The sequence below is a fragment of the Mesorhizobium sp. M0778 genome (assembly GCF_040320105.1).
Classification (GTDB): Bacteria; Pseudomonadota; Alphaproteobacteria; order Rhizobiales; family Rhizobiaceae; genus Mesorhizobium.
Genome location: NZ_JAMYPA010000015.1, coordinates 65107 through 89538, shown reverse-complemented (window position 1 = coordinate 89538; position 24432 = coordinate 65107). Strand labels below are relative to the sequence as shown.

23 protein-coding genes and 1 pseudogene are annotated in these 24432 nt (G+C 62.3%); 17 read left to right on the top strand and 7 right to left on the bottom strand.

The window, feature by feature from the left end; translation table 11 throughout:
- Nucleotides 1-13: 13 nt before the first annotated feature.
- Together NKI22_RS20835 and NKI22_RS20830 are read right to left on the bottom strand one after the other, a co-directional pair.
- The gene (locus tag NKI22_RS20835) at nucleotides 14-388 is read right to left on the bottom strand and encodes an FCD domain-containing protein (RefSeq protein ID WP_352593159.1); all 375 of its coding nucleotides are present in this window, start codon (nucleotides 386-388) and stop codon (nucleotides 14-16) included.
- A gap of 818 nt (nucleotides 389-1206) precedes the next feature.
- Nucleotides 1207-1518 (bottom strand): hypothetical protein, encoded by a 312-nt coding sequence (locus NKI22_RS20830; RefSeq protein WP_352958794.1) that lies wholly within the window; start codon nucleotides 1516-1518, stop codon nucleotides 1207-1209.
- A gap of 448 nt (nucleotides 1519-1966) precedes the next feature.
- Between NKI22_RS20830 and panB the strand changes: the two genes are divergently transcribed.
- Nucleotides 1967-2803, top strand: coding sequence for a 3-methyl-2-oxobutanoate hydroxymethyltransferase (panB, locus tag NKI22_RS20825; RefSeq protein ID WP_023722275.1), 837 nt, complete (start codon nucleotides 1967-1969; stop codon nucleotides 2801-2803).
- The gene (panC, locus tag NKI22_RS20820; protein ID WP_352549442.1) at nucleotides 2800-3759 is read left to right on the top strand and encodes a pantoate--beta-alanine ligase; all 960 of its coding nucleotides are present in this window, start codon (nucleotides 2800-2802) and stop codon (nucleotides 3757-3759) included. Before panB ends, panC begins: the two co-directional genes overlap by 4 nt.
- Nucleotides 3760-3899: 140 nt before the next feature.
- Here panC and NKI22_RS20815 read toward each other — a convergent pair whose 3' ends face one another.
- Nucleotides 3900-4580: a GntR family transcriptional regulator gene (locus tag NKI22_RS20815; RefSeq protein ID WP_352484666.1), complete on the bottom strand. Its 681-nt coding sequence runs from the start codon at nucleotides 4578-4580 to the stop codon at nucleotides 3900-3902.
- Between the two features lie 232 nt (nucleotides 4581-4812).
- Here NKI22_RS20815 and NKI22_RS20810 point away from each other — a divergent pair, with 232 nt between their 5' ends.
- The 8 genes and pseudogenes from NKI22_RS20810 to NKI22_RS20775 all read left to right on the top strand — a co-directional run.
- Nucleotides 4813-5940, top strand: coding sequence for a sugar ABC transporter substrate-binding protein (locus tag NKI22_RS20810; protein WP_023722272.1), 1128 nt, complete (start codon nucleotides 4813-4815; stop codon nucleotides 5938-5940).
- Nucleotides 5941-6012: 72 nt separating this feature from the next.
- Nucleotides 6013-7551, top strand: coding sequence for a sugar ABC transporter ATP-binding protein (locus tag NKI22_RS20805; RefSeq protein WP_502897707.1), 1539 nt, complete (start codon nucleotides 6013-6015; stop codon nucleotides 7549-7551).
- Nucleotides 7548-9617: an ABC transporter permease gene (locus tag NKI22_RS20800; RefSeq protein ID WP_352958792.1), complete on the top strand. Its 2070-nt coding sequence runs from the start codon at nucleotides 7548-7550 to the stop codon at nucleotides 9615-9617. Before NKI22_RS20805 ends, NKI22_RS20800 begins: the two co-directional genes overlap by 4 nt.
- A gap of 13 nt (nucleotides 9618-9630) precedes the next feature.
- Nucleotides 9631-10437 (top strand): SDR family oxidoreductase, encoded by an 807-nt coding sequence (locus tag NKI22_RS20795; protein ID WP_352914192.1) that lies wholly within the window; start codon nucleotides 9631-9633, stop codon nucleotides 10435-10437.
- 9 nt (nucleotides 10438-10446) lie between these two features.
- Entirely contained in the window at nucleotides 10447-11394 is a 948-nt protein-coding gene (locus NKI22_RS20790) for a 3-hydroxyacyl-CoA dehydrogenase (protein WP_352958789.1), read from the top strand.
- Nucleotides 11391-12353 (top strand): 3,5-dioxohexanoate:acetyl-CoA acetone transferase, encoded by a 963-nt coding sequence (kce, locus tag NKI22_RS20785; protein ID WP_352494302.1) that lies wholly within the window; start codon nucleotides 11391-11393, stop codon nucleotides 12351-12353. The genes NKI22_RS20790 and kce overlap by 4 nt, the downstream gene beginning before the upstream one ends.
- Nucleotides 12354-12388: 35 nt before the next feature.
- Nucleotides 12389-13267, top strand: a complete 879-nt coding sequence (locus NKI22_RS20780; RefSeq protein WP_352549452.1) for an SMP-30/gluconolactonase/LRE family protein — start codon at nucleotides 12389-12391, stop codon at nucleotides 13265-13267.
- Between the two features lie 60 nt (nucleotides 13268-13327).
- Nucleotides 13328-13840 (top strand): annotated as a pseudogene (locus NKI22_RS20775) (DUF6088 family protein); the annotation flags it as partial.
- A gap of 40 nt (nucleotides 13841-13880) precedes the next feature.
- Here NKI22_RS20775 and NKI22_RS20770 read toward each other — a convergent pair.
- The 4 genes from NKI22_RS20770 to NKI22_RS20755 all read right to left on the bottom strand — a co-directional run bounded on the left by NKI22_RS20770 (nucleotide 13881) and on the right by NKI22_RS20755 (nucleotide 17824).
- Nucleotides 13881-14561, bottom strand: coding sequence for a hypothetical protein (locus NKI22_RS20770; RefSeq protein WP_352494300.1), 681 nt, complete (start codon nucleotides 14559-14561; stop codon nucleotides 13881-13883).
- Nucleotides 14562-14728: 167 nt separating this feature from the next.
- Nucleotides 14729-15601 (bottom strand): carbohydrate ABC transporter permease, encoded by an 873-nt coding sequence (locus NKI22_RS20765; protein ID WP_352484392.1) that lies wholly within the window; start codon nucleotides 15599-15601, stop codon nucleotides 14729-14731.
- The gene (locus NKI22_RS20760; protein ID WP_352484393.1) at nucleotides 15598-16488 is read right to left on the bottom strand and encodes a carbohydrate ABC transporter permease; all 891 of its coding nucleotides are present in this window, start codon (nucleotides 16486-16488) and stop codon (nucleotides 15598-15600) included. The genes NKI22_RS20765 and NKI22_RS20760 overlap by 4 nt, the downstream gene beginning before the upstream one ends.
- Before the next feature lie 43 nt (nucleotides 16489-16531).
- Nucleotides 16532-17824: an ABC transporter substrate-binding protein gene (locus NKI22_RS20755; RefSeq protein WP_352915553.1), complete on the bottom strand. Its 1293-nt coding sequence runs from the start codon at nucleotides 17822-17824 to the stop codon at nucleotides 16532-16534.
- 331 nt (nucleotides 17825-18155) lie between these two features.
- On the opposite strand from NKI22_RS20755, the gene NKI22_RS20750 reads away from it, so the two are divergent.
- Genes NKI22_RS20750 through NKI22_RS20720 form a run of 7 tightly spaced genes read left to right on the top strand, consistent with a single transcriptional unit; the run spans nucleotide 18156 to nucleotide 24418 of the window.
- Nucleotides 18156-19421 (top strand): extracellular solute-binding protein, encoded by a 1266-nt coding sequence (locus NKI22_RS20750; protein WP_352857323.1) that lies wholly within the window; start codon nucleotides 18156-18158, stop codon nucleotides 19419-19421.
- A 27-nt stretch (nucleotides 19422-19448) separates the two neighbouring features.
- A complete protein-coding gene (locus NKI22_RS20745; protein ID WP_031195041.1) occupies nucleotides 19449-20381 on the top strand; it encodes a carbohydrate ABC transporter permease in 933 nt (310 codons plus the stop codon).
- A 2-nt stretch (nucleotides 20382-20383) separates the two neighbouring features.
- A complete protein-coding gene (locus NKI22_RS20740; protein ID WP_352593153.1) occupies nucleotides 20384-21217 on the top strand; it encodes a carbohydrate ABC transporter permease in 834 nt (277 codons plus the stop codon).
- Nucleotides 21214-21951 (top strand): PIG-L deacetylase family protein, encoded by a 738-nt coding sequence (locus tag NKI22_RS20735; RefSeq protein ID WP_352908421.1) that lies wholly within the window; start codon nucleotides 21214-21216, stop codon nucleotides 21949-21951. The genes NKI22_RS20740 and NKI22_RS20735 overlap by 4 nt, the downstream gene beginning before the upstream one ends.
- Nucleotides 21948-22823, top strand: a complete 876-nt coding sequence (locus NKI22_RS20730; protein WP_352908420.1) for an ROK family protein — start codon at nucleotides 21948-21950, stop codon at nucleotides 22821-22823. Before NKI22_RS20735 ends, NKI22_RS20730 begins: the two co-directional genes overlap by 4 nt.
- Nucleotides 22820-23590 carry a GntR family transcriptional regulator gene (locus NKI22_RS20725; RefSeq protein ID WP_031195039.1) on the top strand — a complete coding sequence of 257 codons (771 nt, stop codon included), beginning with the start codon at nucleotides 22820-22822 and terminating at the stop codon, nucleotides 23588-23590. The genes NKI22_RS20730 and NKI22_RS20725 overlap by 4 nt, the downstream gene beginning before the upstream one ends.
- Before the next feature lie 36 nt (nucleotides 23591-23626).
- Entirely contained in the window at nucleotides 23627-24418 is a 792-nt protein-coding gene (locus NKI22_RS20720) for a sugar isomerase domain-containing protein (RefSeq protein ID WP_023722251.1), read from the top strand.
- The last annotated feature ends 14 nt before the right edge of the window (nucleotides 24419-24432 follow it).

The following is a 24432-nucleotide window of genomic DNA, read 5'->3' as shown; positions in this document are numbered from 1 at the left end:
GGCGACCTGAATGTTACTTCAGCAGTTTGATCAGCACTGTGAAAGCCGCGTCGATGTCAGCGCGAACCGCGGCGCGGACCGCTTCCGCGTTACGGTCTCGCAGCGCTGCAAACATCTGCTGATGGTGCTGGTTGGCGGTCGAATAGTTTCCGGAATCGTGCAGCATGTTGAAATAGGGACTGATCTGCAGCCACAGGTTCTCGATGATGTTGAGCATGTTTTCCGAGCCCGCGGCTCGATAGATGGAGAAATGAAAGGCGTAGTTAGCCCTGAGGTAGGATCCGGAGTGGAACAGCGGGTTTTGACGAAGGTTTGGGCACCAGCAAAAAACGTAGGTGAAGCATGGCTGCTCATCAGGAAAGCAAGGACCGCACTGAGCGTACGGCACGGGAGGCAAAAACGGCCAGACTACGGGAACAGCGGCTGAAGACTGGGACTGCTATGCAAGAGCGGAATGATGAGGGCGCAAAACGACCGTCAACACAGCGACGCCGCAATCGGTGACGCCTATCTTGTTGGCAGTTAGGGCCTCGTTAGCTCCCGGGCCTGCTCCGGGGACAAGGCCGAATGGGTCAAGCCCGACCTTGTCGGTCGGGTGAAATTTTGCCGCTCAATTTCCTCGATGAGACCTGACTGCCTTCAGCAGTTCCCGCTCGTCAGTGTGAGCATTTCGAAAAGTCGCCACTACCGTTTCCGCCAGGATTTTGCCCTGTTGGCTTAAAGGGTCGAGGTCTTCGTCTGCGCAAATCTGATCGAAAACGCGCTGGCAAATAGCCAAATCATGAGGACTAAGGCAGGTGCGATTGGTACGCTGGCGCTGCGGCATGTGCGAACCCTCAGGCCCGCTGCCCGTGCAGAGCAGCGGGCCTTTACAGCCAGACTGGAGAACGGAGGAGAGTTCTCGCGCAAAAAAACGTTTGATGTAGAGTGCTTGTTCCCGGCTAACGAAGTTGGTAATTTTCGTACAGTGCGCCACCTGGGGCCGATTGCCTTTCCGCAAGCAGTTAGCCGTTCAACTGTTTCAATGATAGCCTTGGCAAGCGCCTCACCCTCATGCATGGGCTCTTGGCCATAAGAGCAGGAAGACAGCCTCCTCGATCGGCAGCACGCCGGCCGGGCAGGTCTCCTCGATGCCACGCGCACCAGAGCAAGGGCGGCCAGGCCTTGCGGACTTGTCTTCGGCATCGATGGTTTGATCTGCGTTCGCTAATCCGCCTCATCTCTGAGCGACATCTTTTTGCGGCGGACACGCGTCCAGTCGATGATCGTATCAGCATCGACGGTGATTAGCCCGCCAGCTTTCACGGTCACCTTTCGATTTTCCTCGTCGACCCGCGTGACCTCGCCAGTGAGCTGGAGCTCGTCACCTGGTTTGGACTTTTTAGGAGCAGGGATCGAATGCGGAAAACCATAGGAGGGGATGCTGACGCTAGCTCTTCCGTCGTCCAGGAGCTTCAGCACCGTCACGGTGATCGCCACCTCATCGCCGATATTGATGTCCGCAATTTCCCAAGCCATGCCCCTGATTCTGGAGCGGCTTTGACGGTAGTCAAGGGATTGCTAATATGCGGAAGATGCCAACGCCGCCAGCGTGCACCTTGTTTCGGAACTGATTCGAACCAGCGATTTTGATTCAAATCGTAGTGTCTGGAGTGCGGGCGCATGCTTCCGTCACAACGCATTTCTGGTAGGCTTGCAACCAAGGTCGCTTCTGGCGTGAACCGCCGTGCGGCAGTTAAACTGTTCGAGTTGAAAACGGCCGGAGCCCGATTGCTCAGCCGATCAGCAACACGGTTGTCGCGCAGGATCACCGAAGCAGAGAAACGCTGGCCCTCTGTCTTTGCTTTGCGGAGAGCCTGCTTCGCGACGCACAAACTTTTCTGATGCAGTGCGGTTTTGGCCTTCGCACCTGCACAGAACTATGCAAAACCGTCACCGCTGGAACTTGACCCAAGGGAATGTGCTGATGAGTGTGGCGGTCGAAACAAAGGCGCTGACGCCGCCGGACATTGCGGCCCGAAAGCACAAGATGCCGATTGTCTGCTTAACAGCGTATACAACGCCCGTTGCGCGCCTCGCCGATAGGCATTGCGACGTGGTCCTGGTCGGCGACAGCGTCGGCATGGTGCTTCATGGCCTGACGTCAACCCTCGGAGTTACGCTGGAGATGATGATCATGCACGGCAAGGCCGTGCGCCGCGGTCTTGAACGGGCGCTGATGGTCGTCGACATGCCGTTCGGCTCCTATGAGGAGGGCTGCGAACAGGCCTTTCGCAACGCCGCCCGGCTGATGGCGGAGACCGGATGCGCTGCGGTCAAGCTGGAGGGCGGCGAGAGCATGGCTGACACGATCCGCTTTCTCATTGCCCGCGGCATCCCCGTCATGAGCCATGTCGGGCTGACACCGCAAGCGATCAATGTGCTTGGCGGCTACAAGGTCCAGGGCAGGGGCAGAGACGGCGACAGGATTTTGCGGGACGCTGTTGCTGTTGCCGAATCCGGCTCATTCTCCGTTGTGCTGGAAAAGGTGGCCGAGCCGCTCGCACGAAGAATAACCGAGGAGGTTACGATTCCAACCATCGGGATCGGCGCCTCCGCCGCCTGCGACGGCCAGGTTCTGGTCGTCGACGATATTCTGGGCATGTTCACCGGTTTTCGTCCGAAATTCGTCAAGCGCTATGCCGAACTGGGCTCAGAGGCCGAAGCTGCCATTGCGGCTTATGCGGCTGATGTGCGGGGAGGGCGCTTTCCGGCGGCCGAACATCTCTTCGCCGACGCGCCGCAGGCCGGAGAAACCGCGTGAGCGTGCCGATCGTCCGCACCATTGCCGGGCTTCGTACCGTTGTGGCGGGATGGCGCCGTTCTGGTGCCAATATCGCCGTGGTGCCTACGATGGGAGCCTTGCATGAAGGGCATTTGAGTCTCGTGCGTTCTGCGCTTCAAAAGGCCGATCGCGTGATCGTGACGCTGTTCGTCAATCCCAAGCAGTTCAACAGTGCGGCGGATCTTGCCGCCTATCCCCGCACGGAAGACGAAGACGCTGCAAAGCTCACGCGGCTGGGCGCCCACCTGCTTTATGTTCCGGATGCGACTGAGATGTATCCTGACGGCTTCGCCACGACCGTGTCCGTGTCCGGCGTCAGTGAAAGCCTTTGCGGTGCGTTCCGGCCCGGCCATTTCGATGGGGTGGCGACCGTCGTTGCAAAACTCTTCCTGCAGACCGGCGCTGATTTCGCCTTTTTCGGAGAGAAGGACTTCCAGCAGCTTCAACTTATCAGGCGCATGGTCCGGGACCTGGATATTCCGATCACCGTCGTCCCCTGTCCGACAGTCCGGGAAGCCGATGGTCTCGCTTTGTCATCGCGCAATGTCCGGCTCTCGCCGGCAGAGCGCGCCGTCGCCCCAAGGCTAGCATCGGTCCTACTCGATACGGCGGCGGGGCTCTCGAACGGCTCTCCCGTCCTGCCAACGCTTGCCGACGCGCGCGCAGCGATCCTGTCCGCGGGCTATCGCGAGGTCGAGTACCTGGAACTCCGTGGCGAGGCAGATCTGCAACCGATAGCAAGCCTGGATCGGCCGGCACGCCTGTTTGCAGCGGCCTGGCTCGGCGAAACGCGGCTCATTGATAACGTCAGAACACTGCCGTCTCCCGTTCTTGTTGACAAGCCGCTCGGGCATGCCTTCACCCGTGCCGACGGTCACACCGCAACGCCAGCATTCAAGGATGAGCTTGTAGGCTCTGGCAAGCGCTACCCCTGACCAACTCGGCCCTGTGAGCGCTGGATCGTCCCCTCTGGATGAATCACCGCAGCAAGGCGCCGGAAATGCCCGCTGATGCTCGGCGGTTCGGTTCGTGGTGAGCATCACCGTCCTGCCATGTCGGGCTTGGCGACCTGCGACTATTTCAGCAGTTTGATCAGGACAGTGAAAGCCGCGTCGATGTCAGCGCGAACCGCAGCCCGGACCGCCTCCGCGTTGCGGTTTCGCAGCGCTGCAAACATCTCCTGATGGTGCTGGTTGGCGGTCGAATAGTTTCCGGAATCGTGCAGCATGTTGAAATAGGGGCTGATCTGCAGCCACAGGTTCTCGATGATGCTGAGCATGTTTTCCGAGCCCGCGGCCCGGTAGATGGAAAAGTGAAAGGCGTAATTGGCCCTGAGATAGGATTTGACGTCGCCAGCGGCATTGGCCTGCTCGAGTGCCTCCAGATGCTGGCCCAGCAGCATCACGCCGTGATCGTCAATGCGTTCTGCGGCCCATGCGGCGGCGATCGCCTCGATTTCGAACCTGACGTTCCTGAGATCGATAAGCCGCGCACGACTTAATGCCGGGATACCGATCGAACGGCCCGAAACCACCATCAAGGCGTTGGCCGCGCTCAGACGCCTCAGAGCCTCGCGAACCGGCATCGGGCTGACGCCGAAAGCGTCTGCGAGGCTCTGCACCGTCACCATTTCACCTGGAACGATGCTGCCGTCGAGGATCAACTCGGTAACGTGCCGGTAAACCCTGTCCTGCAGGGTTTCCCTGGACAGCGGGGTGATCTCGACGCCCGGCTTCCTGAATGCCGCCCCAGCCATTTCTGTCAACCTTCCCCCATTCGGGCGACGCTCTTGTCATACCCGGCGCCTGTGTCCGGAATGCAAGGTTCGGATTGCCGCGTCAAGCGCCCGCGTTTCCGACTTTTCCCTCTTAGCCATTTCATCATTGATCTTTGATCAAATCATGATACGGTCAGCCGCATCGAATGACAAGGAGTACGTTTCGTACCCTTGGGAGGCATTCGGTCGTCTGAACTGGGAGGAGTTTCGAATGGGTATCGGATCGAAAGCCCGGCGGCTTGCGCTGCTTGCCGGCATGGCTGTTTGCGTTTGTGGTACGTCCGCCGCCGAAGCGGCCGGAAAGCACAAGATATTTCTCAGCATGAGCTTCATCGGCAATGATTGGCAGGCCGAGGCCGCCAACATGCTCAAGGCGATGGCGTCGCACAAGAGCATGGCCGACAAGGTCGACCTCCAGGTTCAGGTGGCGGGGCCGAACGCACAGCGCCAGATCCAGCAGATCAACGCGATGGTGCAGGCAGGCGCCGAAGCCATCGTGATTTTCCCTATCTCGCCGACAGCGCTCAACCAGGTGGTGAAGAACGCCTGCGACAAGGGGGTAAAGGTGTTTGCCTATGATGCCGAAATCACCGAGCCCTGCGCCTACAATGTCCATATCGACCAGGAGGAGGCTGGCCGCGTGACGGCGGAGTGGCTGGTCAAGAAACTTAATGGTAAGGGCAACATCATCGCGGTGACCGGCGTCCCCGGCACCTCGGTCGATGACCTGCGCACCAAGGCCGCGAAGGAGGTGTTTGCCAAGCATCCCGACATCAAGATCGTCGGCGAAGCTGTCGGCATGTGGAGCCAGGCGGTGGCCCGTACCGAACTGTCCAAGATATTGGCGACGCGCAGCTGGGATGACATAAATGGGCTGTGGATGCAGGTAGGCTGCTTCACTGCCAATTCCATGCAGCTCGAGGCCGGCAAGAAGGTCAGCGAACTCCTGCCTTGCGCCGGCGAGGGCTCCAATGGCGGGCGCATCCAGATGCTGCCGGAGGGCACGGAGGTCGAGGGCGCAACCTCTCCCTATGCGCCGCTCGGCGCGCCGCGCATTTCCTACGCCTCGCCGCCTTATTCCGGGGCGCTCGCTCTCAAGCTTGCCGTCGAGGCGCTTGAAGGCAAGCACGTTGCCAAGAAGACGATCCTGCCGCTGCCGGTCGTCACCAACGAGACGATAAAGCTTTGCGACGAGGGCACCTGGGCGGAGATGAAGGCTGGTTGCAATGCGTTCAAACCGTCGCTGGTCTCGAACCCAGGCTGGTTCGCCTCGATCTTCTCCGATCAGACACCTGAGATCGGTCTCGCGGCCGCCCTTGTAGGCCAGCCCGAGGAGTAGGCCTTCCGAAGTGGGGCGTGGGGTGCTTTCGAGGCGCTCCACGCAGCTTTCATGCGGGCTGGGACTGAGATCATGATGTCAGTGCATTCGACAGCTGTCGGCATAGAGGGCGTCCGCAAGGCGTTTGGCGCAACAGTTGCCCTCGATGGCGTTTCCTTCGAGATCGCTTCCGGCAGCGTGCATGCCTTGCTTGGCGAGAACGGTGCGGGCAAGTCCACGCTCGTTAAGCTGCTGTCGGGGCTGGTACGGCCCGACGATGGGCAAATCACCGTGTCAGGCGAACCGGCGCCACTCGGTTCGCCGCGCGCCGCGCATGCCAAAGGCGTGCAGACAGCCTTCCAGGAAATGACCCTGGTACGCGATCTCAGCGTTCTCGATAACATGTTGCTGCCTTACGCGCCCGTTGGCTCGATCGGCCTGATCAGGCGGTTGAGCGCGCGCAAGGCAGTCCGCAAGCACATCTCCGATCTGGGGTTTACGGTCGATCTCGATGCCGAGGTAGCGACGCTCGATCTCGCCATCCGCCAGAAGATCGAAATCGCGCGCGCGCTCTATCGCAAGCCGCGCATCCTTCTGCTCGACGAGCCGACTTCGACACTGTCAGGTGGCGATGTCGAGTGGCTGGGCGCCATCATCGCGCAATTGAAAGCGGCCGGTACCACGGTCGTGTTCATCACCCATCGCATGCGCGAGGTGCGGGCTTTCTGCGACACGCTGACCATTCTCAGGAACGGCCACCACATCGTGACCGCGCCGGTTGCCGATGTTTCGGATGGTGAGGTGATCGAAAAGATCATCGGCCGCAGCATCGCCCAGACCTTCCCGCCGAAACCTCAAAGTGAGGCCGCCTTCGGTCCGCCGGTGCTCGGTGTGCGCGATCTCAAGACGGGGAGGAAGCTCGACGGCGTCGGTTTCGACCTGCGCAAGGGCGAGATTCTCGGCATTGCCGGGCTTCAGGGCATGGGGCAGCTCGACTTGTTCCTCGCCTGCTTCGGCATGGCCGAGATCGAGCGCGGCCATGTCCTGGTCGACGGCCGCAAGGTCTGGCTCGGCTCGCCCTCCGATGCGCTCAAGCCCAACATGGCGATCGGGCTGGTGCCGGAGGACCGCAAGACCGAAGGCCTGTTCCTGAAGCTCTCGGGCCGGCAGAATGCATCGCTGCCTGTGGTCGAACGCTTTACCCGATTTGGCCTGATCAGAAACGACGAGGAGGCAAAGGCCGTGCAGTCCGCCTTCTCAACCGTGGAGGTCGACCGCAGTGCCTTGTGGACGAGGGCAGGGGCGTTCTCTGGCGGCAACCAGCAGAAGATAGCGATTGCCAAATGGCTGGTCGCCGAAAGCCGGATCCTGCTGCTTTTCGATCCGACCCGCGGCATCGACGTCGGCACCAAGCACGAGCTCTATGTGATGATGCGCGACTATGTGGCGGCCGGCGGCTCGATCCTTCTGCATTCAACCGAAATTCCCGAGCTGGTCCATCAATGCGACCGGGTGCTCGTCCTCTACGACGGTCACCTGGTGGCGGAGCTTGCCGGCAACGACATCACGGAAGGCGCGATCATGCGGCCGGCGCTTGGCCATGGCGAGTTGGTCCGGGAGGCGGCGGAATGAGCGTGACGAGTTCGCCCGCGGTACCGGCCGCAACAGTGTCGCGGCTCCTCGCGCGGCATCGCGGCGCGATCATCGCGGCGATCGTCTTTGCCGTGCTCCTGCTAATCGTTGATCTGGTAAGTGCCGGGCGGCTCACTTATTTCGATATTTCGTTCCTGTCGAGCGGCGGCGCCACCTCGGCACTGGCGGCGATCGGCCAGACCCTGGTCATCCTGTCCGGCGGTTTCGACCTGTCCGCGGGCGCGGTGATCTCGCTGGTCAATGTCGTTCTGGCAAAAGGCATGGATCCGATGGCAACCGGCACGAGTGTCGCGCTGTGGACCTTGGCCGGAATTGGTGTCGGCATGCTGGTCGGCGCCTTCAACGGCTTCTTCATCGCCGTCCTGCGCATGCAGCCAATCGTCGTCACACTGTCGACCATGTTCATCCTGCAGGGGGTAACGCTGCTGGTCATGGACAAGCCGGGCGGTTTCGTCTCGCCCGATCTTGGCGCCTTCTATCTCGGTGATGCCATTGCCGGCTGGATACCGATGCCGCTGGTGGTCATCGGCGTCGTCCTGCTCGGCTGGTTCTGGCTCAAAGGAACACGCTTCGGGACGGCGCTTTATGCGGTCGGCAGCGACCCGGATGCCGCCGCCGCGGTCGGTGTGCGCGTCGTTCTCGTACGCTTCCTGGTCTATGTCATTGCCGGCGGCTGCTATGGGCTTGCCGGCGTTTTCATCAGCGCCCAGACCGGCAGCGGCGATCCGCTGGTCGGCAACCCGTTGTTGCTGTCGATGTTCGCGGCGGTCGTGGTCGGCGGTACAAGGCTGGGCGGCGGTCAAGGCGGGCCAGTCGGCACCGTCTTCGGCGCCTACATCCTGATGATGGTCGTCAACATCCTGCTCGTGCTCAACGTCTCGGCCTACTATTCGACGATCGCCGAAGGCACGATCCTGATCCTTGCCGTGCTTGCCGGCTCGCTGTCGCATGGCTCCGTGCTTGCCCGCCAACTGCGTGCGCTGCGTGCTCGCCTGGCCGCGTGGCGCGCCGGAATGCTGCCCTCGCAGATCGATCGCACCGACCGGCGGCTGAGAATCAAGCGGGGCAGCGCCGGCGAGCAGCAGGCGCGGCGGCCTGCCTTCCATGTCCGTAATGCCGAGACGCTGCGCTATGCGCTGCCGGCCTATGTCTGCCTGGCCGTCGTCGTGATCGTCACCCAGATCTGGCTTGGACGCGCCATCGTCAACGTCACCTACTGGAACTCGCTGTTCGTGCTGTCGAGCTTCCTTGCCATCCTGGCGCTTGGGCAGGGCAGCGTAATCCTCACCGGTGGGCTCGACCTGTCGCTGCCGTGGACGATCGGCCTCTCGGGCATCCTGCTTGCTGGCATGGTCAACGGATCGGATGCTGCACTTGCCTATGCGCTGCCGGCGGTGCTGCTCATCGCTTGCCTGATCGGTCTCGCCAACGGCATCGGCATCGTCTTCCTCGGCATTTCGCCAATTGTAATGACGCTGGCCACCAACGGCATTCTGCAAGGTTTCGCTTTGCTCTACTCGCAAGGCACGCCGGCCGGCTTCTCCTCGCCGATGCTGCGCTGGTTCATGACCGGCAAAATATTCGCCATCACGCCGGTGGTGCTGTTCATGATCGCCTTCGTCGTATTTGCCGTACTGCTGCTCGGCCGCACCGCTTTCGGCCGCCGCGTCTATGGCATCGGCAACAGCCTGCGCGCAGCCCAGCTCTCCGGCATCGCGGTCGGTCGCACGCTCATCCTCGTCTATGTCCTGTCGGCGGTCTGCGCGGCGATCGTCGGCATCATGCTGACCGGCTTTTCCGGCCAGGCCAGCCTCGGCATGGGCGACGATTATCTACTGCCCTCCATCGCCGTCGTCGTGGTCGGCGGTGCGCTGATTACCGGCGGGCGTGGCCACTATCTCGGCATGCTGGGTGGGGTGCTGCTCCTGACCGCGTTGCAGATGCTGCTCGCCGGCACGACGCTGCCTTACGCGACGCGGGCAATCCTGTTTGGGCTGGTGGTGCTCGGTGCCGTCATGGCGCTGCGCGAAAGGCGGATTCAGTGAAAGGGATGGAACAATGAGCTCAAGCGCACCGGCATCGGCGGACGAATTCCTGACCGGGCTCAAAGGCCAGCGCGTGCTGGTCACGGCGGGCGCTGGCGGCATTGGCTTTGCCATTGCAGAGACGCTATCGCGGCTCGGCGCACGCGTCGCGATCTGCGATATTTCCAACGAGGCGCTGGCCGCTGCTCCAGAGAGGATTAAGCTCGCCGCCGCAGTCAAGGCCGACGTTTCACGCGACGATGATGTCGACCGGCTGTTCGAGACTGTCAAGGAGAAGCTCGGCGGGCTCGACGCCCTGATCAACAATGCCGGCATTGCCGGGCCGACCGGCGGCGTCGACGAGATCGATCCGGCAGACTGGCGGCGTTGCATAGATATCTGCCTGACCGGCCAGTTCCTGTGCGCGCGGCGTGCCGTGCCGCTGATCAAGGCGGCGGGCGGCGGCTCGATCGTCTCAATGTCTTCGGCCGCCGGCCGCCATGGCTACGCATTCCGCACCCCCTATTCGGCTGCCAAGTTCGGCGTTGTCGGCCTGACCCAGAGCCTCGCCAAGGAACTCGGACCGCATGGGATCAGGGTCAATGCCATCTTGCCCGGTCTCATCGAAGGGCCGCGCATCGACAAGGTCATTGCCGACCGGGCAAAGCAGCTCGGCGTGTCAAACGAGGAGATGACACAACGCTATCTGCAGAACATCTCGCTGCGCCGCATGACCAGCCCATACGATGTCGCGGCAATGGTGGCCTTCCTGCTTTCCGATGCGGGCGTCAACATTTCCGGCCAATCGCTTGGCGTCGACGGCAATGTCGAGACACTCTGAGGGGCGATCATGGTGAAGGTAGCAATTGTCGGAAGCGGTTTCATCGGGCGAGCGTGGGCGATCAGCTTCGCTCGCGCGGGGTATGATGTGCGGATGTGGGACCAGGCGGCGGCCGCGACCAGCGGCGCGCGCGACTATATCGCCGGCGTGCTCGGCGACCTCGCCGCCAACGATTTGCTGCGGGGACAAGCGGTGGATGCCGTGCTTGGCCGCATCACCATTGTGGCGGAGCTTGGAGAAGCCTTGGCCGATGCCGTCCACGTCCAGGAGAACACACCGGAAAACCTGGAGGTGAAGCGTGACGTATTCTCTCGGATCGACGCCCTTGCCGGTCCGCAGGCGGTGATCGCCAGTTCCACCTCGGCGCTGTTGCCGTCGAAATTCACCGATCATCTTGAGGGGCGGCATCGCTGCCTCGTCGTACATCCAATCAATCCGCCCTATCTCATCCCGGCAGCGGAAGTCGTGCCGGCGCCATGGACCTCCGCCGAAACGGTGGAAAGGACCCGCGCCTTTCTTGTCGAAGCGGGCCACGCGCCGCTGGTGATGAAGCGCGAACTCGACGGCTTCATCATGAATCGCTTGCAGGGCGCGCTGTTGGAGGAGGCGTTCCGGCTCGTCGCCGACGGCTACGCCAGTGTCGAGGACGTCGACACGGGCCTGCGCGAGGGGCTGGCGCTGCGCTGGTCGTTCATGGGTCCCTTCGAAACGATCGACCTCAACGCGCCTGGTGGTGTGCGCGACTATGTAGAGCGCTACCAGACGATCTATTCCAACATCTTCCCGCAGATGCTGCGTCGGGTCGACTGGGCCGGCGAGGTCATGGAGACGATCGAGGCCCAGCGCCGCACGCGCCTGCCGCGGGAAGAACTCGGCGAACGGCAGGTCTGGCGCGACCGTCGGCTGATGGCGCTGGCGGCGCACAAGAAAAAATCGGATCAGGAGTTTGGACGATGATGGAAACAAGCCGCAAGCCCGGCGCCCCGCAGGCCAAGGGCAAGGTCATCATCACCTGTGCGGTGACGGGGGCAATCCATACGCCGACCATGTCGCCTTATCTGCCGATCACGCCAGACCAGATCGCCTCGGAGGCGATTGCGGCGGCCGAGGCTGGTGCGGCAATCCTGCATCTGCATGCCCGCGACCCTGAGACCGGCAAGCCCGACCAGACGCCGGAGGCGTTCGCGCGTTTCCTGCCGCGCGTCAAGCAAGGCACCAATGCCGCCATCAACATCACCACCGGCGGCAGTCCTTACATGAAGGTGGAGGAGCGTGTGCGGCCCGCCGCCCAGTTCAAGCCGGAAGTCGCCTCGCTCAACATGGGGTCGATCAATTTCGGGCTCTATCACCTCGTAGACAAATACGAAACGTTCAAGTTCGACTGGGAAAGGCCGCACCTGGAAGCGACGCGTGACCTGGTCTTCCGCAACTCGTTCAAGGACATCGAGTACATACTGGAGACCTGTTACGACAACGGCACGCGCTTCGAGTTCGAGTGCTACGACATTGCCCATCTCTATAACCTCTCGCATTTCGCCGATCGCGGGCTGGTGAAACCGCCGTTCTTCGTACAGTCCGTGTTCGGCCTGCTCGGCGGCATCGGTACGCACCCGGAAGACGTCGCCCATATGAAGCGCACCGCCGATCGCCTGTTCGGCGATCAATACCGCTGGTCGGTGCTGGGTGCCGGCGCCAGCCAGCTGCGCATTGCCGCGCAATCGGCAGCGCTTGGCGGCAATATTCGCGTTGGGCTCGAAGACAGTCTGTGGGCCGGCAAGGGCAAGCTTGCCAAATCGAACGCCGAGCAGGTGGTGCTTGCCCGTAAGATTATCGAAGGCCTCGGCATGGAAGTGGCGACGCCCGACGAGGCTCGCGAAATCCTGTCATTGAAGGGCGGCGACCAGGTCGCGTTCTGACCGGTTTCTGCAAGGTTCGAACAGAGGAGGACGGCATGAAGATCGAGGTCGTGGTGGACGTGAAAACCACGCTGGGCGAGGGACCGCTGTGGGACGTTGAACAGGAGCGCCTCTACTGGATCGACAGTTTCGATGGGCGCGTGTTTCGGGCGACCGCCGACGGCCGCGAGATCCGTTGCTGGGACGTGCCGATGAAGATCGGCTCGATGGCGTTGCGCAAGGACGGCGGTGGCGCGGTGGTGTCGCTGCAGCGCGGCTTCCATCTGCTTGATTTCGCCACCGGCGAGGTGACGCCGATCCACGATCCGGAGCCGGACCGGCCGATGAACCGGCTCAATGACGGCAAGGTCGATCGGCGCGGCCGCTTCTTCGCGGGCTCAATGGACACGATGGAAGAGGGACCCTCCGGAGGGCTCTACCGGCTCGATCCCGATTTCTCCGTGACCAGGATAGATTCCGGCATCATCTGCTCGAACGGCCCGTGCTGGAGTCCAGACGACCGCACCTTCTATTTCGCCGACACCTGGACCGGCGAGATCTGGGCCTACGACTACGATATCGAAACCGGTGCCGCCAATAACCGGCGCACTTTCACGCGCGTCGATACCAGCCGGGGAGGGGCGGCCGACGGCTCAACTGTCGATTCGGAAGGATTCCTCTGGAACGCGCTGGTCTATGACGGCAGGCTGGTGCGTTACGCGCCCGACGGCAGCGTTGATCGCATCATTGACATGCCCGTCAAGAAGATCACCAGCGTCATGTTCGGCGGGCCGAAGCTCGACACCCTCTACGTCACGTCGATGGCCAAGCCGCCGCTGCCGCGCTTTCCGGGCGACGGAGTTTTACGCGGCAGCCTTTTTGCCATCACCGGCCTCGGAGTAACGGGAGTTCCGGAGCCGAGATTTGCTGCGTGAAGCTCGGCATCGTGCCGTCGCTTAGTCGCTGTCCTCCTCCGGGGCAGCCTTCCGCAAGATCTGGCGGGACGGTCAGCGATCGATCAGGCGCTCTCGCGCCTCATCAAAGAGGTAGGTTGCGGCGTCTCGCCCGCGGACTTTACGATTTCCCGAAACTGCATCCAAAACTTGGGCGCTTTCCCCGTCGCCCGATGATGTTGCCCAGGTCTGGCCAGGGAGACGGGCTCTCATGTGCAGGTCGCCGGGACGCATGCGGCCAATGCGCTTGGTCTGACCAGCCAAGTTCCCGCCCGAATCTCATATCTCACGGACGGCTCATCCCGTCGCGTGGTGCTCGGAAGGCGTGTTATCGACCTGCGCCATGCGTCGCCCAAACACCTGATAGCACCGGGGAGTGGTGCGGGAACAGTCGTTCAGGCGTTGCGGCATCTCGAGCCATCACGGGCCGCCGATGTCGTTCAGATCGCGTCGCGCCAACTGTCCCTGAGTAACAAAAAGAGACTCGTCTCGACCGCCATACAGGCGCCGGCCTGGATGCGTCCGATACCATGCGCCATGGGCGACTCACCATCGGATGCGGCTCACCATAGCTTCGCGCGCCAAGCAGCGTCGATTAGCCATGTGGTGCGCGTGCTAACTCATCCTCGGCAGCTGAAAGAACGCGTTCGGGGTCCGAGGCGAGCACATCTTGCGGACGTTTGCCGCCAAGGAAGCTATTGATCGATGCAAACCAATAGGCGAGCCCCCAGGCATCCTTTTTCCCGCGAAACACACTCAGAACCTTAGCGAGCGGTTTAGCGGGCCGATATCCAGCTGCAATATCCAGAGCGTAGCCGGGAAAATAGTCTACGCCCCGATGCCGAACTGCGAAGATGCGGCCTTGTTTTTTCCACTTGTTTGGCTGCGCACGTGGGTTGCTCGTGCTGAACCCTGCCATTGTCGCGACTTGAGGAGCGGTCAGCCAATCGCCGCTTTCCAATACTTCTCTTCTCGCCTCGGCCGCCATCCGCGCTTCTATGAGCATGTGTTGCGGAGGCGGCACGTCAGGGACCAGGGCGTCGATTATCGTGCTTATGGCTTCGCGCTGGCGACTCATCAGGATCGTACGCACCAGAGGCGCAATGCTGACGAGCGTGTCCGCGAGGCCGCGCACAGCAGGTTCACTCCCATGCTCGACCGTTACTGCTATGACCAGCTCGGCAGTTAGGCGATCAAGTCGGTCACCAACCTCCTTCGGCTTTCCGGTGAGGACGCCAAATCCCGACAGTTCAATAGTCTCATGGGTAAGTGCCATGATCTCCCGCTCCTGGGGCGATGAGCATGGTTACATATGTAGCACAACAACCGGTATCACAGGTGCAGCTAAGCTGTTGCATTTGGCGTCCAAGTTCGCTGATGGCTTGGTAGCTTTCAGGGCGCGTTCCGACGACAGCCGGGCGTAAGCCGGCAGTGCCGCCGACGCTATCCCTTGATCGCCGAGCCGACGATCGAATCCACGAAGAAGCGCTGCAGGAAAACGAACAGCACCAGTGGCGGCAGCACGGCAAGAGTGGCGCCCGCCATGACCAGTCCGGTGTTGAGCGCACCTCTGTTGTAGCTGAGCAGGCGGCTGAGGCTAATGACGATCGGATAATCTTCCGCATTGCCCTGCAGCACGGTAAGCGGCCACAGATAGCTGTTCCAATGATAGACGAAGGCAAACAGCGCCAATGCCGCGGTCGCGGGCGCCACGCTCGGCGCGACGATCTTGAACAGGATCACAAGTTCCGACGCCCCATCCATCCGTGCCGCGTCGATCAAATCGTCCGGCACGCCGGCGATGAACTGGCGCATCAGGAAGATGCCGAAGGCATTGGCGAGGTTGGGCACGATGATGCCGGCAAGGCTGGCATTCAGGCCGATCGATCCGACGAGACGGTACAGCGGGACCAAAGTCACGATCGGCGGCAGGAACATTGTGGCGATCAGCACCGAAAACAGCAGTGAGCGGCCGGGAAAGTGATGCTTGGCGAAGGCGTAGCCAGCCATCATGCTGGTGACCAGAATGCCGGTGGTGGTGATCGTGGCGATCACGAGCGAATTCCACATCGAGCGGCCGACATTTATGACGCCGGACACTTTCTCATACGCTTCGAGGCTTGGCGTGCGCGGTATCCACACCGGCGGCACCTGCATGGTTTCGGCCGGCGTCTTCAGGCTGGAGAGCACCATCCACAACAGCGGAAAGGCGGAGGCCACGGCAACCAGTAGCATCAGCGTGGCGAGCAGTGCTCTGCGGCCCGCCAGGCGTTTGCGCGCCAACCGGCTCGATGCTGATCGGCCCGGCGCGCTCATTCGTCATCCTTCCGGTTGGCAAATGCAAACAGCGCGCACACAACGACGATCAGCGCCAACATCAGCATCACTGCCATGGCCGAGCCCAATCCGCCTTGCGCGCGCTCGATGCCGACACGGCGGATGTGATAGGTCAGCACATTGGTCGAGCCGACCGGCCCGCCTTGGGTGATCAGCGCCACCGGCTCGAACACCTGCACGGCGTTTATGATGGCGATGACGGCGCTGAACAGAAGCGTGCGCCGCAGCAGCGGCAACGTGATAAAGCGGAACTGTTCGCGTCGGGTGGCGCCGTCCAGAGTCGCCGCCTCGTAAAGACTGCCCGGGATCTGGGTCAGCCCGGCAACGGCCAGCACGGTAAAATAGCCGATCTGCTGCCAGACATTGAGGACGACGATCGAGATCAACGCCGATCTTGGCGAGGACAGCCAGGGTTGCGGGCCGATGCCGGCGAGGCCGAGCATCTGGTTGAGCGGCCCTTCGCTCGGCGAATAGAGCTTCGACCAGACCAGCGTCACGGCGATCATCGGCACCATGTAGGTGGAAAACAACACGGTCCGCAGCGCCGTGCCGCCTGCGACATCGCGCTGGTAGACCATCAAACCGAACGCGACCGAAAGGGGCAGGATGAGCATCACCGACAATGCCGTGTAGATCGCGGTGTTGAGCAGTGCTCGCTTGAAATCCCGCCCGACCGAGGTCGGTCCGAATATTTCGCGAAAATTGTCGAAGCCGATGAAGCTCGCATTGGAAAAAGGCGTCTGCGTCGACCAGTCCTGGAATGACAGCCAGATGGTGAGCAGCATCGGCAGCAGGATGAAAACACCGATCAATGTCACGGCAGGCGCCAGCATGATGCCCGCCGAGGCACGATAGGTCTTGATCATCGCTCTGCTTCCAAAGCGCCGGGCTCTCGAAACAGCGCCTTCGCTATTTGGCGGCACGCTCCAGGATCGAGACGGCATCGGCCTGCGCGTTCGCCTGCGCATCCTTGGCCGAGAGCTGACCATACTGCAACGCCTCGAGCGTCTGCTGCAGCGATTCGCTGAACTCCTGGCCGCCCGGCACGACAGGGAAGGGCTTGGCGTCGGCAAGGACGCTGACATAGCCGGACAGGAACTCGGAGCCGAGCTTGTCCTTATGGGCTTCGATGTCGGAGGTCCGCGTCGGCAGGATGCCCATCGACATCAGAATATCCGACATTGCCGATGCGCCGTTCTTGCCGGACTTCGGACTGTTCAGCCATACCAGGAAATCCCATGCCGCTTTCTGCTCGGCCTCACCGGCATTGGCGTTGACGACGGCCATCCACGAATAGGAGATCGAGTGCGGCTTGTCGCCGCTCGGACCGACCGGGATGGGTGCGGTGGCGATGTTGGAGAACTTGTCGCCCATGCCGCTCTTCAATGCGCTTTCCCACCAGTTGGCCATGATGATCATGCCGGTCTTGCCGGAGACGAAACTGTCTAGGAAGGGGCCGGTAGTGTTGGCGTCGGCCGTGGCCATCGCCGGATCGCTGGCACCGGACTTGATCAGGTCCTCGTAGAGCTGGAAAGTCTCGCCGGCTTGAGGACTGTCGAGCACCGGTTTGCCGTCCTTGACCAGCTCGCCGCCATTGGAGGCCAGCAGCGAGGCGAAGGGATGGACGACGCCCGCCGCCCAGGAATTGATCATGCCGAAACCTTGCTGGCCGGCATCTTTCCTGGTCAGCTTCTGGGCCGCATCCTTCAATTCGGACCAGGTTTTCGGCGCGGCCGTAATGCCTGCCTGCTTGAACAGCTCCTTGTTGTAGTTCAGCGCATAGACGTCGATCTCGTTTGGAATGCCGTAGAGCGTGCCACCAACGGAGGCTGCGCTGACGACACCGGCCGGCCACGCACTCCTGACCTCGCCGGCAACCGTGTCGGGGGCCGGCGCGACCAGTTTGTCTCGCGCCAGTTCGGGCAGCCACAAATCGTAGATGCCGCCGATCGTCGGCCCATCGGAACTGCCGCCCTGGGAACGCAGTGTCGTTAGGAGGTCGCCGAAGGGGACGGCGCGCACGGTGACGGTCACATCCGGATTGATCTTGGCGTAGTCCTTGGCCGCGGCGTCCAGCAAAGCGACCGTTTCGGGCGACCAGTGGGTCAGATAGGAGATGTTGACCGATTGGGCCCAACCAATAGTGGGCGACGTCAGCAGCCCTGCAGCCAGTGCCAGTTTCGAAATCCAAGCCAAAAACATCCGGACCCTCCGCATAGCCGCACAGCGATGTCAATGACGTTATGACAAGTTGAAGCAACGATGCAAGCGCTATCTTCGTCGGAGAGCTCCTGCCGGTGTTGCGGCGTTTTCTTACTGCGGTGAACAAAGCATGCAAGATTACATCGTGAAAACAAGAAATTATCTGATACAGTTCGAGATGATTCTCCGCTGCCGGCCATGCCCGAACATACTGCAAGGCACTTGCGGTCGAAGTCATGTCGTTATAATGACATGAGAAAAGCTATGACTGCCTTGCGGCTTTTGAACCGCCGTGGGGGATGACAATATCGACAAGAATGGGAGACTGAGCATGCTTTCAATTCATCGACGCGCCGCACTCGGCCTGATCGGCGGCTTTGCCGCAGTCTGCACTGGGGTCTTCACCGCACTGCCGGCCAAGGCCGACGACACCGTGACCCTGTGGAGCTGGCGCACCGAGGACGAGGCTGCGATGCGCCGCATCTTCGACGCCTTCGAGGCCAAGACTCCCGGCATTAAGGTCAACATCCAGTTCACCCCCGACGCCGACTACCAGAACCGGCTGAGCACGGCGCTGCGTGGCGGCCGCGGGCCTGATATCGCTCAGCTCAAGGCTTACGGCGAACTGCAACCATTCATCGAGGGTGGGTATCTCGACGCGCTCGACGACAGCGTGCCGGAGCTGAAGAACATGCCCGATAGCGCGCTGGGCGGCGCTCGTGGCCGTGCCGACGGCAAGACCTATGGCGTGCCCTATTCGGTGCCGATGATGGGCGTCTTCTACAATCAAGATATCTTCGCCGCCCAGGGCATCGACATTCCCAAGACCTACAAAGATTTCGTCGCCGCCTGCGAGAAGCTGAAAGCGGCGGGGATGACGCCAATAGCCGCCGGCGGTGCCAACGGCTCCGCCTGGGCGCTGGAGATCGGCGTCGGTGTTGTCGGGCCGACCATCTATGGCCCGGGCTTCTACGACGAAATGATGAGCGGCAAGGCGACCTTCGAGGATCCGCGCTACGTGGCTGCCCTGAAACGCTATGCCGATTTGAAGCCATATTTCTCCGACGGCTTTGCCGGGGTCGATTACACCACCTCGACACAGCAATTCATCGGCGGCAAGGCGGCCATGTTCTTCGGCGGCTCGTTCGAGAACGGCAGCTTCAAGGCGCAGAACCCGAAGCTGAAATTCTCGATCTTCCCGTTCCCCGCCGACGATCCTGCCACCAAGCTCTACACCTCGGCCTTTTCAGACGGCTCCTATGGTCTGGTCTCTGAAAGCACCAACAAGGAGGCAGCGATCAAGGTGCTCAACTTCATGGCTTCGGCCGAGTTCGCGCAGCTCTTCGCCGACGAGTTGGGTTGGCCGCCGGCCCGTACCGACGTCACCGTGAAGGACCCGGTACTCGCCACGATGATGGAGATGTCGAAGAATTCCACACCCTATCTGACGCTTGTCGGCTTCCGCTGGCAGACGCCTACGGCCTCCTCGATCCTGCAGTCCGAGATCATCGACATGGTCGAAGGCAACATCACGCCGCAGAAGCTGGCGGCGGACATGCAGGCCGCCGTCAGCAGCTGGTTCAAGCCGAAGCAGTAGGCCGTCACACCCTGCGCGAAACAGCACATGATCGCCCGTCGCCGCAAAAGCAGCCTTCAGCGCACCCAGCAGCGCATGGCCGTGCTGTTCATCGTGCCGGCACTGGCCGTTTATGCGCTGTTTGTCCTTTATCCGCTGCTGATGTCGCTGTGGGGCAGCTTCTTCGTCTGGAGGGGCCTGCGCATGCTGGAGTTCGCCGGCCTGTCGAATTTTACCCGCCTGTTCGTTTTCCCGAGCGGTGGGCGGCTCTACGGAGCGCTCTGGCACAACGTCGCCTGGTTCTTCGGCATCATGCTGTTCCAGAACGGCCTTGGTCTGCTGTTGGCCTGGCTGCTGTTCCTGCGCGCCAAAGGGGCGGCCTTCTTCCAGTCGGTCTTCTTCTTCCCGGCAGTGCTGAGCCCGGTCATCGTCGGCGCCCTGTGGCGGCTGCTGCTGGCGCCCGGCGGCACCATCGAATGGATGCTCAACGGCCTTGGCCTGCATCAAGGCAGCCTGACGGTTCTCGGCAACAGCCACACGGCACTCGTGATGCTGATCGCCGTCGACGCCTGGAACTGGATGGGCCTGCCGGTGCTGATCTACACCGCCGGCCTAAGGCAGATTTCGTCCCAGATATTCGAGGCTGCCAGGCTGGATGGCGCCGGCAGCGGCCGCATGCTGGTCTCGGTTGCCCTGCCTTTGCTGATGCCGGCCGTCGGCACGTTGACGACGCTGTCGTTCATCAACACCTTCAACCAGTTCGACATCGTCTATGTCATGCAAGGCGTGCAGGGCAATCCGAGCTATTCCACAGACACGCTGGTGACCTATTTCTACCGGCTCGCTTTCGGCGCCGAAGGCGCGGTCGGTATCACCGATATAGGCCTGGCGCTTGCGCTGGGAACGCTGCTGTTTCTCATCCTCAGCATCGGCACGCTTGTGATGCTGCGCTTCTTCGACCGCCGCACGGTGCAACTGTGAATATGCTCGCCATCCCTCGACAGCTTGTTCGGCTGCCCGGCTGGACGGCGCTGGTCCTGTGGACCGCAGCGGTGCTGCTGCCGCTCTATATTCTCGTCGTCTCCTGTTTCAAGACCACGGCGGAGATCTACGACAACAGGCTCGGCCTGCCGCAAAGCTTTGCCTTCGACAATTTCGTTGCGGCCTGGACGCGCGCCGATCTCGGCCAGAATTTCATCAACAGCCTGATCGTCACCGGCGGTGCGGTGATCCTGACGATTATCGTGTCGGCAATGGCCGCCTATCCGCTGAGCCGCTATCGGCTGGGCTGGAACGGTATCATGCTGGGCCTGTTCCTGTCCGGCATCATGCTGCCGATCCGGCTTGCCTCGGTGGAGCTGTTCACGCTGATGCGCAACCTTGGCTTGCTCGATTCGCTGATCGGCCTGATCCTCGTCTATTCGGCCATCCGCATTCCCTTCGCCGTCTTTATCTTCGCAAATTTCATGCGGGTACTGCCGTCCGAGCTCGACGAGGCTGCGCGCATGGATGGGGCCGGCGAGGCGCGCATTCTGTTCCAGATCGTGCTGCCAATGGTGAAGCCAGCCGTATCGATCGTCGCCATCTTCACCGCTATCGCCGTGTGGAACGACTTCTTCTTCCCGCTGATCTTCATCTTCGACGACCGCTACAAGACCGTGCCGCTGGCGATCAGCGTGTTTGTCGGCCAGTTCCGCACGGATTGGGGCCTCGTGTTCGCCTCGCTTGCCATCTCCATGGCGCCCATCCTGATCATGTACTGTCTGCTTGCCCGCCAGATTCGCGAGGGCGTCGGCTCCGGGGGAGGCGCGAAATGATCGAGGACAAGGTCTATGCCGCACGCTCGATTCTGGTCGTCGGGGCGCATGCCTTCGATGCCGAGATGATTGCCGGTCCACTGGCGGCGGCGGCGGTGCAAGGCGGTGCCGAAGTCACCTTCCTGCATCTCAGCATGGGCGAGCAGGGCCATCCAAGCCTCGCCCCCGAGTACTATTGCGTCCAGAAGCAGGAGGAGGCCGCAAAGGCCGCAGCCAGGCTCGGCGTTGCCATGCGCAGTCTCGGGCTGCACGACGCCTTCCTGCCCTGCGACGACGAGACGGCGCTCAAGGTTTGCGATGTTGTGCGCGAGTTGAAGCCGCAAATCGTCATCACTCACTGGCATGGCAGCTGGCACAAGGACCATCGCGCCGCGGCCCGACTGACACAGACCGGTATTTTTTTTGCGGCATTGCCGACGCTGAAGCGCGACCATGCTGCACACACACCGCAACTGCTGCTGTTCGGCGAAAACTGGGAGGACGACGAAGGCTTTCGCCCCGAACACCTCGTCGACGTCAGCGACGGCTTCGAGGCCTGGAGCGAGGCGGTGCGGGAATACGAACTGGCACGCGGCCTGAGCAGTTTCCCCTACGTCGATTATTACAGTGCGCTTTATCGGCTTCGCGGCTGCCTGCGCGGCACGCGCTACGCGCAGGGTTTTGCGGCGGCCTCGCAGTCCTGGCAAGCCGGCAGTGGCCTGTTCGCGCCGGCCAATCGGAGCGGCTCTCGATGACACGCATTCTGGCTATCGATCTTGGCGGCACCAATTTGCGCGCCGCAATCCATAGCGGCGATGTTCGCTGGCTGGAGATGCTGAGCCGCGAGCCTGCGCCGACAAGCCTGGATGCCTTCGTCGCCCGTATCGGTGCCTTGCGCGCCGAGGCCGGTCCGGTCGACGCCCTCGGGCTTGCGGTGCCCGGACTTGTCGAGGGCTCGGTCTGCCGCTGGATTCCGAACCTGCCCTATCTCGACGGCATCGACATCGCGACCTTGTTTCCTCGTCTGCCTGTTGCCATTGGCAATGACGCGCAGGTCGCCATGCTGGCCGAAGCGGTCGAAGGTGCCGCAAAAGGCCTGTCCGATGCCATCCTGCTGGCGATCGGCACCGGTATCGGCTCCGCCGTTCTGGCCAACAACCGCATCGTTGCAGGCGCACGTGGCGGCGCCTGCTCATTCGGCTGGGCCTGCGCCGACATCGAGGATGAAGGCGAGGACCGCAGCGGCTGGCTGGAGCGCTTCGCTTCCGGGCGGGCGTTCGACGCCGCGGCGCGCCAGATCGGGCTGGCCAATGGCGGCAGGCTGATCGAGGCCGCGCGGGCTGGCAACACGGCCGCACTTGACGCCTTGGAGCTGCCGGCGCGCCGGCTGGGCACTGTCCTTGCGGGTGCGGTCGCGCTGCTCGATCCGCAGGCGGTCCTGATTTCCGGCGGGCTTGCCGATGCGCTGGACGTGGTAGGGCCGCCGCTGCTTGCGGCATTGCGGCGTCAGTTGCCGCCGCATCTGCGCGACGTCGTTCTGCGGTCCGGCGAATTCGGCTCCCGCGCCGGTCTCGTCGGCGCCTCGCTGGCTGGTCTCGCCGGAGCACAGTGGAGGCAGATAAGATGAGTCAAGCGAGCTTCCATCTGCCCGACCGCAGAAGGCCCGAGCCGCTCTGGTATCAGGTGGAAGAGGCCATCCGCGCCATCGTCAAGAGTGGCGAGTGGGCGACCGGCGACCAGATTCCGGCCGAAGACAGACTGTGCGCCTTGTTCGGGGTGAGCCGCATCACGCTGCGACACGCCTTGCGCAATCTTGAGGAGCACGGGCTGCTCAGGCGCGAACATGGCCGTGGCACCTTCGTGCGCTCCACCACGCTGGTCGCCGGCACCCGCGAACTCACCAGCTTCACGCAGGAAATGGGCAATATGGGCGTGGTCGCCGGCTCGCGCTTGCTCGACTGCAGCCTGACCACCGCCAATGCCGCCGCGGCCGGAGCGCTGGAGATCGAGGAGGGCGACCCGGTGGTGCGCATCCGGCGGCTCAGGCTCGGCAACAACGAACCGATCGGTATTCAGACTGCGCAACTCTCGGCCGCGCGCGTGCCGGGCTTTCTCGATGCCGGCCTGCTGCAAGGCTCGCTCTACGAAGCGCTGGAACGCCATTACGGCATCGTGCCGGTCGCGGCGCGCGAAAACTACCGTGTCGGCGCCGTCGGGGCGGCGGATGCCGAGTTGCTCGATCTGCCTGCGGGGAGCCCCGCTTTCGTGGTCGAGCGCATCACCACCGACGAGCGCGGCCCGTTCGAATTCACCGTCTCGGTGATGCGTGGCGACCGCTACGAAATCCGCTCGACGCTGCGTGCCGGTCGCGCCGCGCCAACCGCAAGAAGCTGAGCCATACCCAAGCCGACCCATAACAGGAGTACCGACGTGTCCGATCTTTACATACCCCGCCTTGCCGCCCTCATCGAACAGGCCTCGAAAGCCAATGCCGAAGCCTTTGGCGAAGCGGCCAGCCGCTTTGCCGACACGCTCGAGAGCGGCGGGTTGGTTCATCTTTACGGCTCGGGCCACTCGGTGTTGCCGGTCCAGGAAGTGTTTCCGCGCTACGGCAGCTATGTCGGCTTCAATCCGCTGACCGACCCGCGTGTCATGTGGCATAACGTGCTCGGCGCCGGCGGCGTGCGCGAACTTCTGTGGCTGGAGCGGACCGAGAAATACGCCGAGAAATTCCTCGACCACCAGCCGCTGAACAAAGGCGATTCGATCATCATCTTTGGCCACAGCGGCCGCAATTCGTCCGGCATCGACACCGCGCTTTATGCGAAAAAACGCGGCATCTTTGTCGTTGCGATAACTAGCAAGAACAATCTCGACAAGCCGGCGACGCACTCTTCCGGCAAACGGCTTGCCGATGCCGCCGACCTTGTCATCGACACCTGCTCGCCCATCGAGGATGCCATCGTGCCGGTCGAGGGCTGGAGCCGGCCGGTCTCCGGTTCGTCGACCGTGCTTGCCATGATCCTGGCGCATGAGCTGATCGCGCGCACCGCCGAGGCGCTTTCGAAACGCGGCATCGAACTGCCGGTTTTTGCCTCGCCGACAATTGCCGGCGTCACACTGCACGACACCGACGTCATCTATGGCGTCTATCGCGAGAAAATGCTCGAGGCGCAGAAGAAGCACCTGCCGACGTTCCAGGCGACCATGCGCGGCGAATGACAACCGGGCAGGGC

Coding starts and splice junctions, on each gene's coding strand:
- NKI22_RS20830 (WP_352958794.1), bottom strand. CDS start 1,518: ATGGCTTGGGAAATTGCGGACATCAATATCGGCGATGAGGTGGCGATC.
- panB (WP_023722275.1), top strand. CDS start 1,967: ATGAGTGTGGCGGTCGAAACAAAGGCGCTGACGCCGCCGGACATTGCG.
- NKI22_RS20815 (WP_352484666.1), bottom strand. CDS start 4,580: ATGGCTGGGGCGGCATTCAGGAAGCCGGGCGTCGAGATCACCCCGCTG.
- NKI22_RS20810 (WP_023722272.1), top strand. CDS start 4,813: ATGGGTATCGGATCGAAAGCCCGGCGGCTTGCGCTGCTTGCCGGCATG.
- NKI22_RS20805 (WP_502897707.1), top strand. CDS start 6,013: ATGATGTCAGTGCATTCGACAGCTGTCGGCATAGAGGGCGTCCGCAAG.
- NKI22_RS20800 (WP_352958792.1), top strand. CDS start 7,548: ATGAGCGTGACGAGTTCGCCCGCGGTACCGGCCGCAACAGTGTCGCGG.
- NKI22_RS20795 (WP_352914192.1), top strand. CDS start 9,631: ATGAGCTCAAGCGCACCGGCATCGGCGGACGAATTCCTGACCGGGCTC.
- NKI22_RS20790 (WP_352958789.1), top strand. CDS start 10,447: ATGGTGAAGGTAGCAATTGTCGGAAGCGGTTTCATCGGGCGAGCGTGG.
- kce (WP_352494302.1), top strand. CDS start 11,391: ATGATGGAAACAAGCCGCAAGCCCGGCGCCCCGCAGGCCAAGGGCAAG.
- NKI22_RS20780 (WP_352549452.1), top strand. CDS start 12,389: ATGAAGATCGAGGTCGTGGTGGACGTGAAAACCACGCTGGGCGAGGGA.
- NKI22_RS20770 (WP_352494300.1), bottom strand. CDS start 14,561: ATGGCACTTACCCATGAGACTATTGAACTGTCGGGATTTGGCGTCCTC.
- NKI22_RS20765 (WP_352484392.1), bottom strand. CDS start 15,601: ATGAGCGCGCCGGGCCGATCAGCATCGAGCCGGTTGGCGCGCAAACGC.
- NKI22_RS20760 (WP_352484393.1), bottom strand. CDS start 16,488: ATGATCAAGACCTATCGTGCCTCGGCGGGCATCATGCTGGCGCCTGCC.
- NKI22_RS20755 (WP_352915553.1), bottom strand. CDS start 17,824: ATGTTTTTGGCTTGGATTTCGAAACTGGCACTGGCTGCAGGGCTGCTG.
- NKI22_RS20750 (WP_352857323.1), top strand. CDS start 18,156: ATGCTTTCAATTCATCGACGCGCCGCACTCGGCCTGATCGGCGGCTTT.
- NKI22_RS20745 (WP_031195041.1), top strand. CDS start 19,449: ATGATCGCCCGTCGCCGCAAAAGCAGCCTTCAGCGCACCCAGCAGCGC.
- NKI22_RS20740 (WP_352593153.1), top strand. CDS start 20,384: ATGCTCGCCATCCCTCGACAGCTTGTTCGGCTGCCCGGCTGGACGGCG.
- NKI22_RS20735 (WP_352908421.1), top strand. CDS start 21,214: ATGATCGAGGACAAGGTCTATGCCGCACGCTCGATTCTGGTCGTCGGG.
- NKI22_RS20730 (WP_352908420.1), top strand. CDS start 21,948: ATGACACGCATTCTGGCTATCGATCTTGGCGGCACCAATTTGCGCGCC.
- NKI22_RS20725 (WP_031195039.1), top strand. CDS start 22,820: ATGAGTCAAGCGAGCTTCCATCTGCCCGACCGCAGAAGGCCCGAGCCG.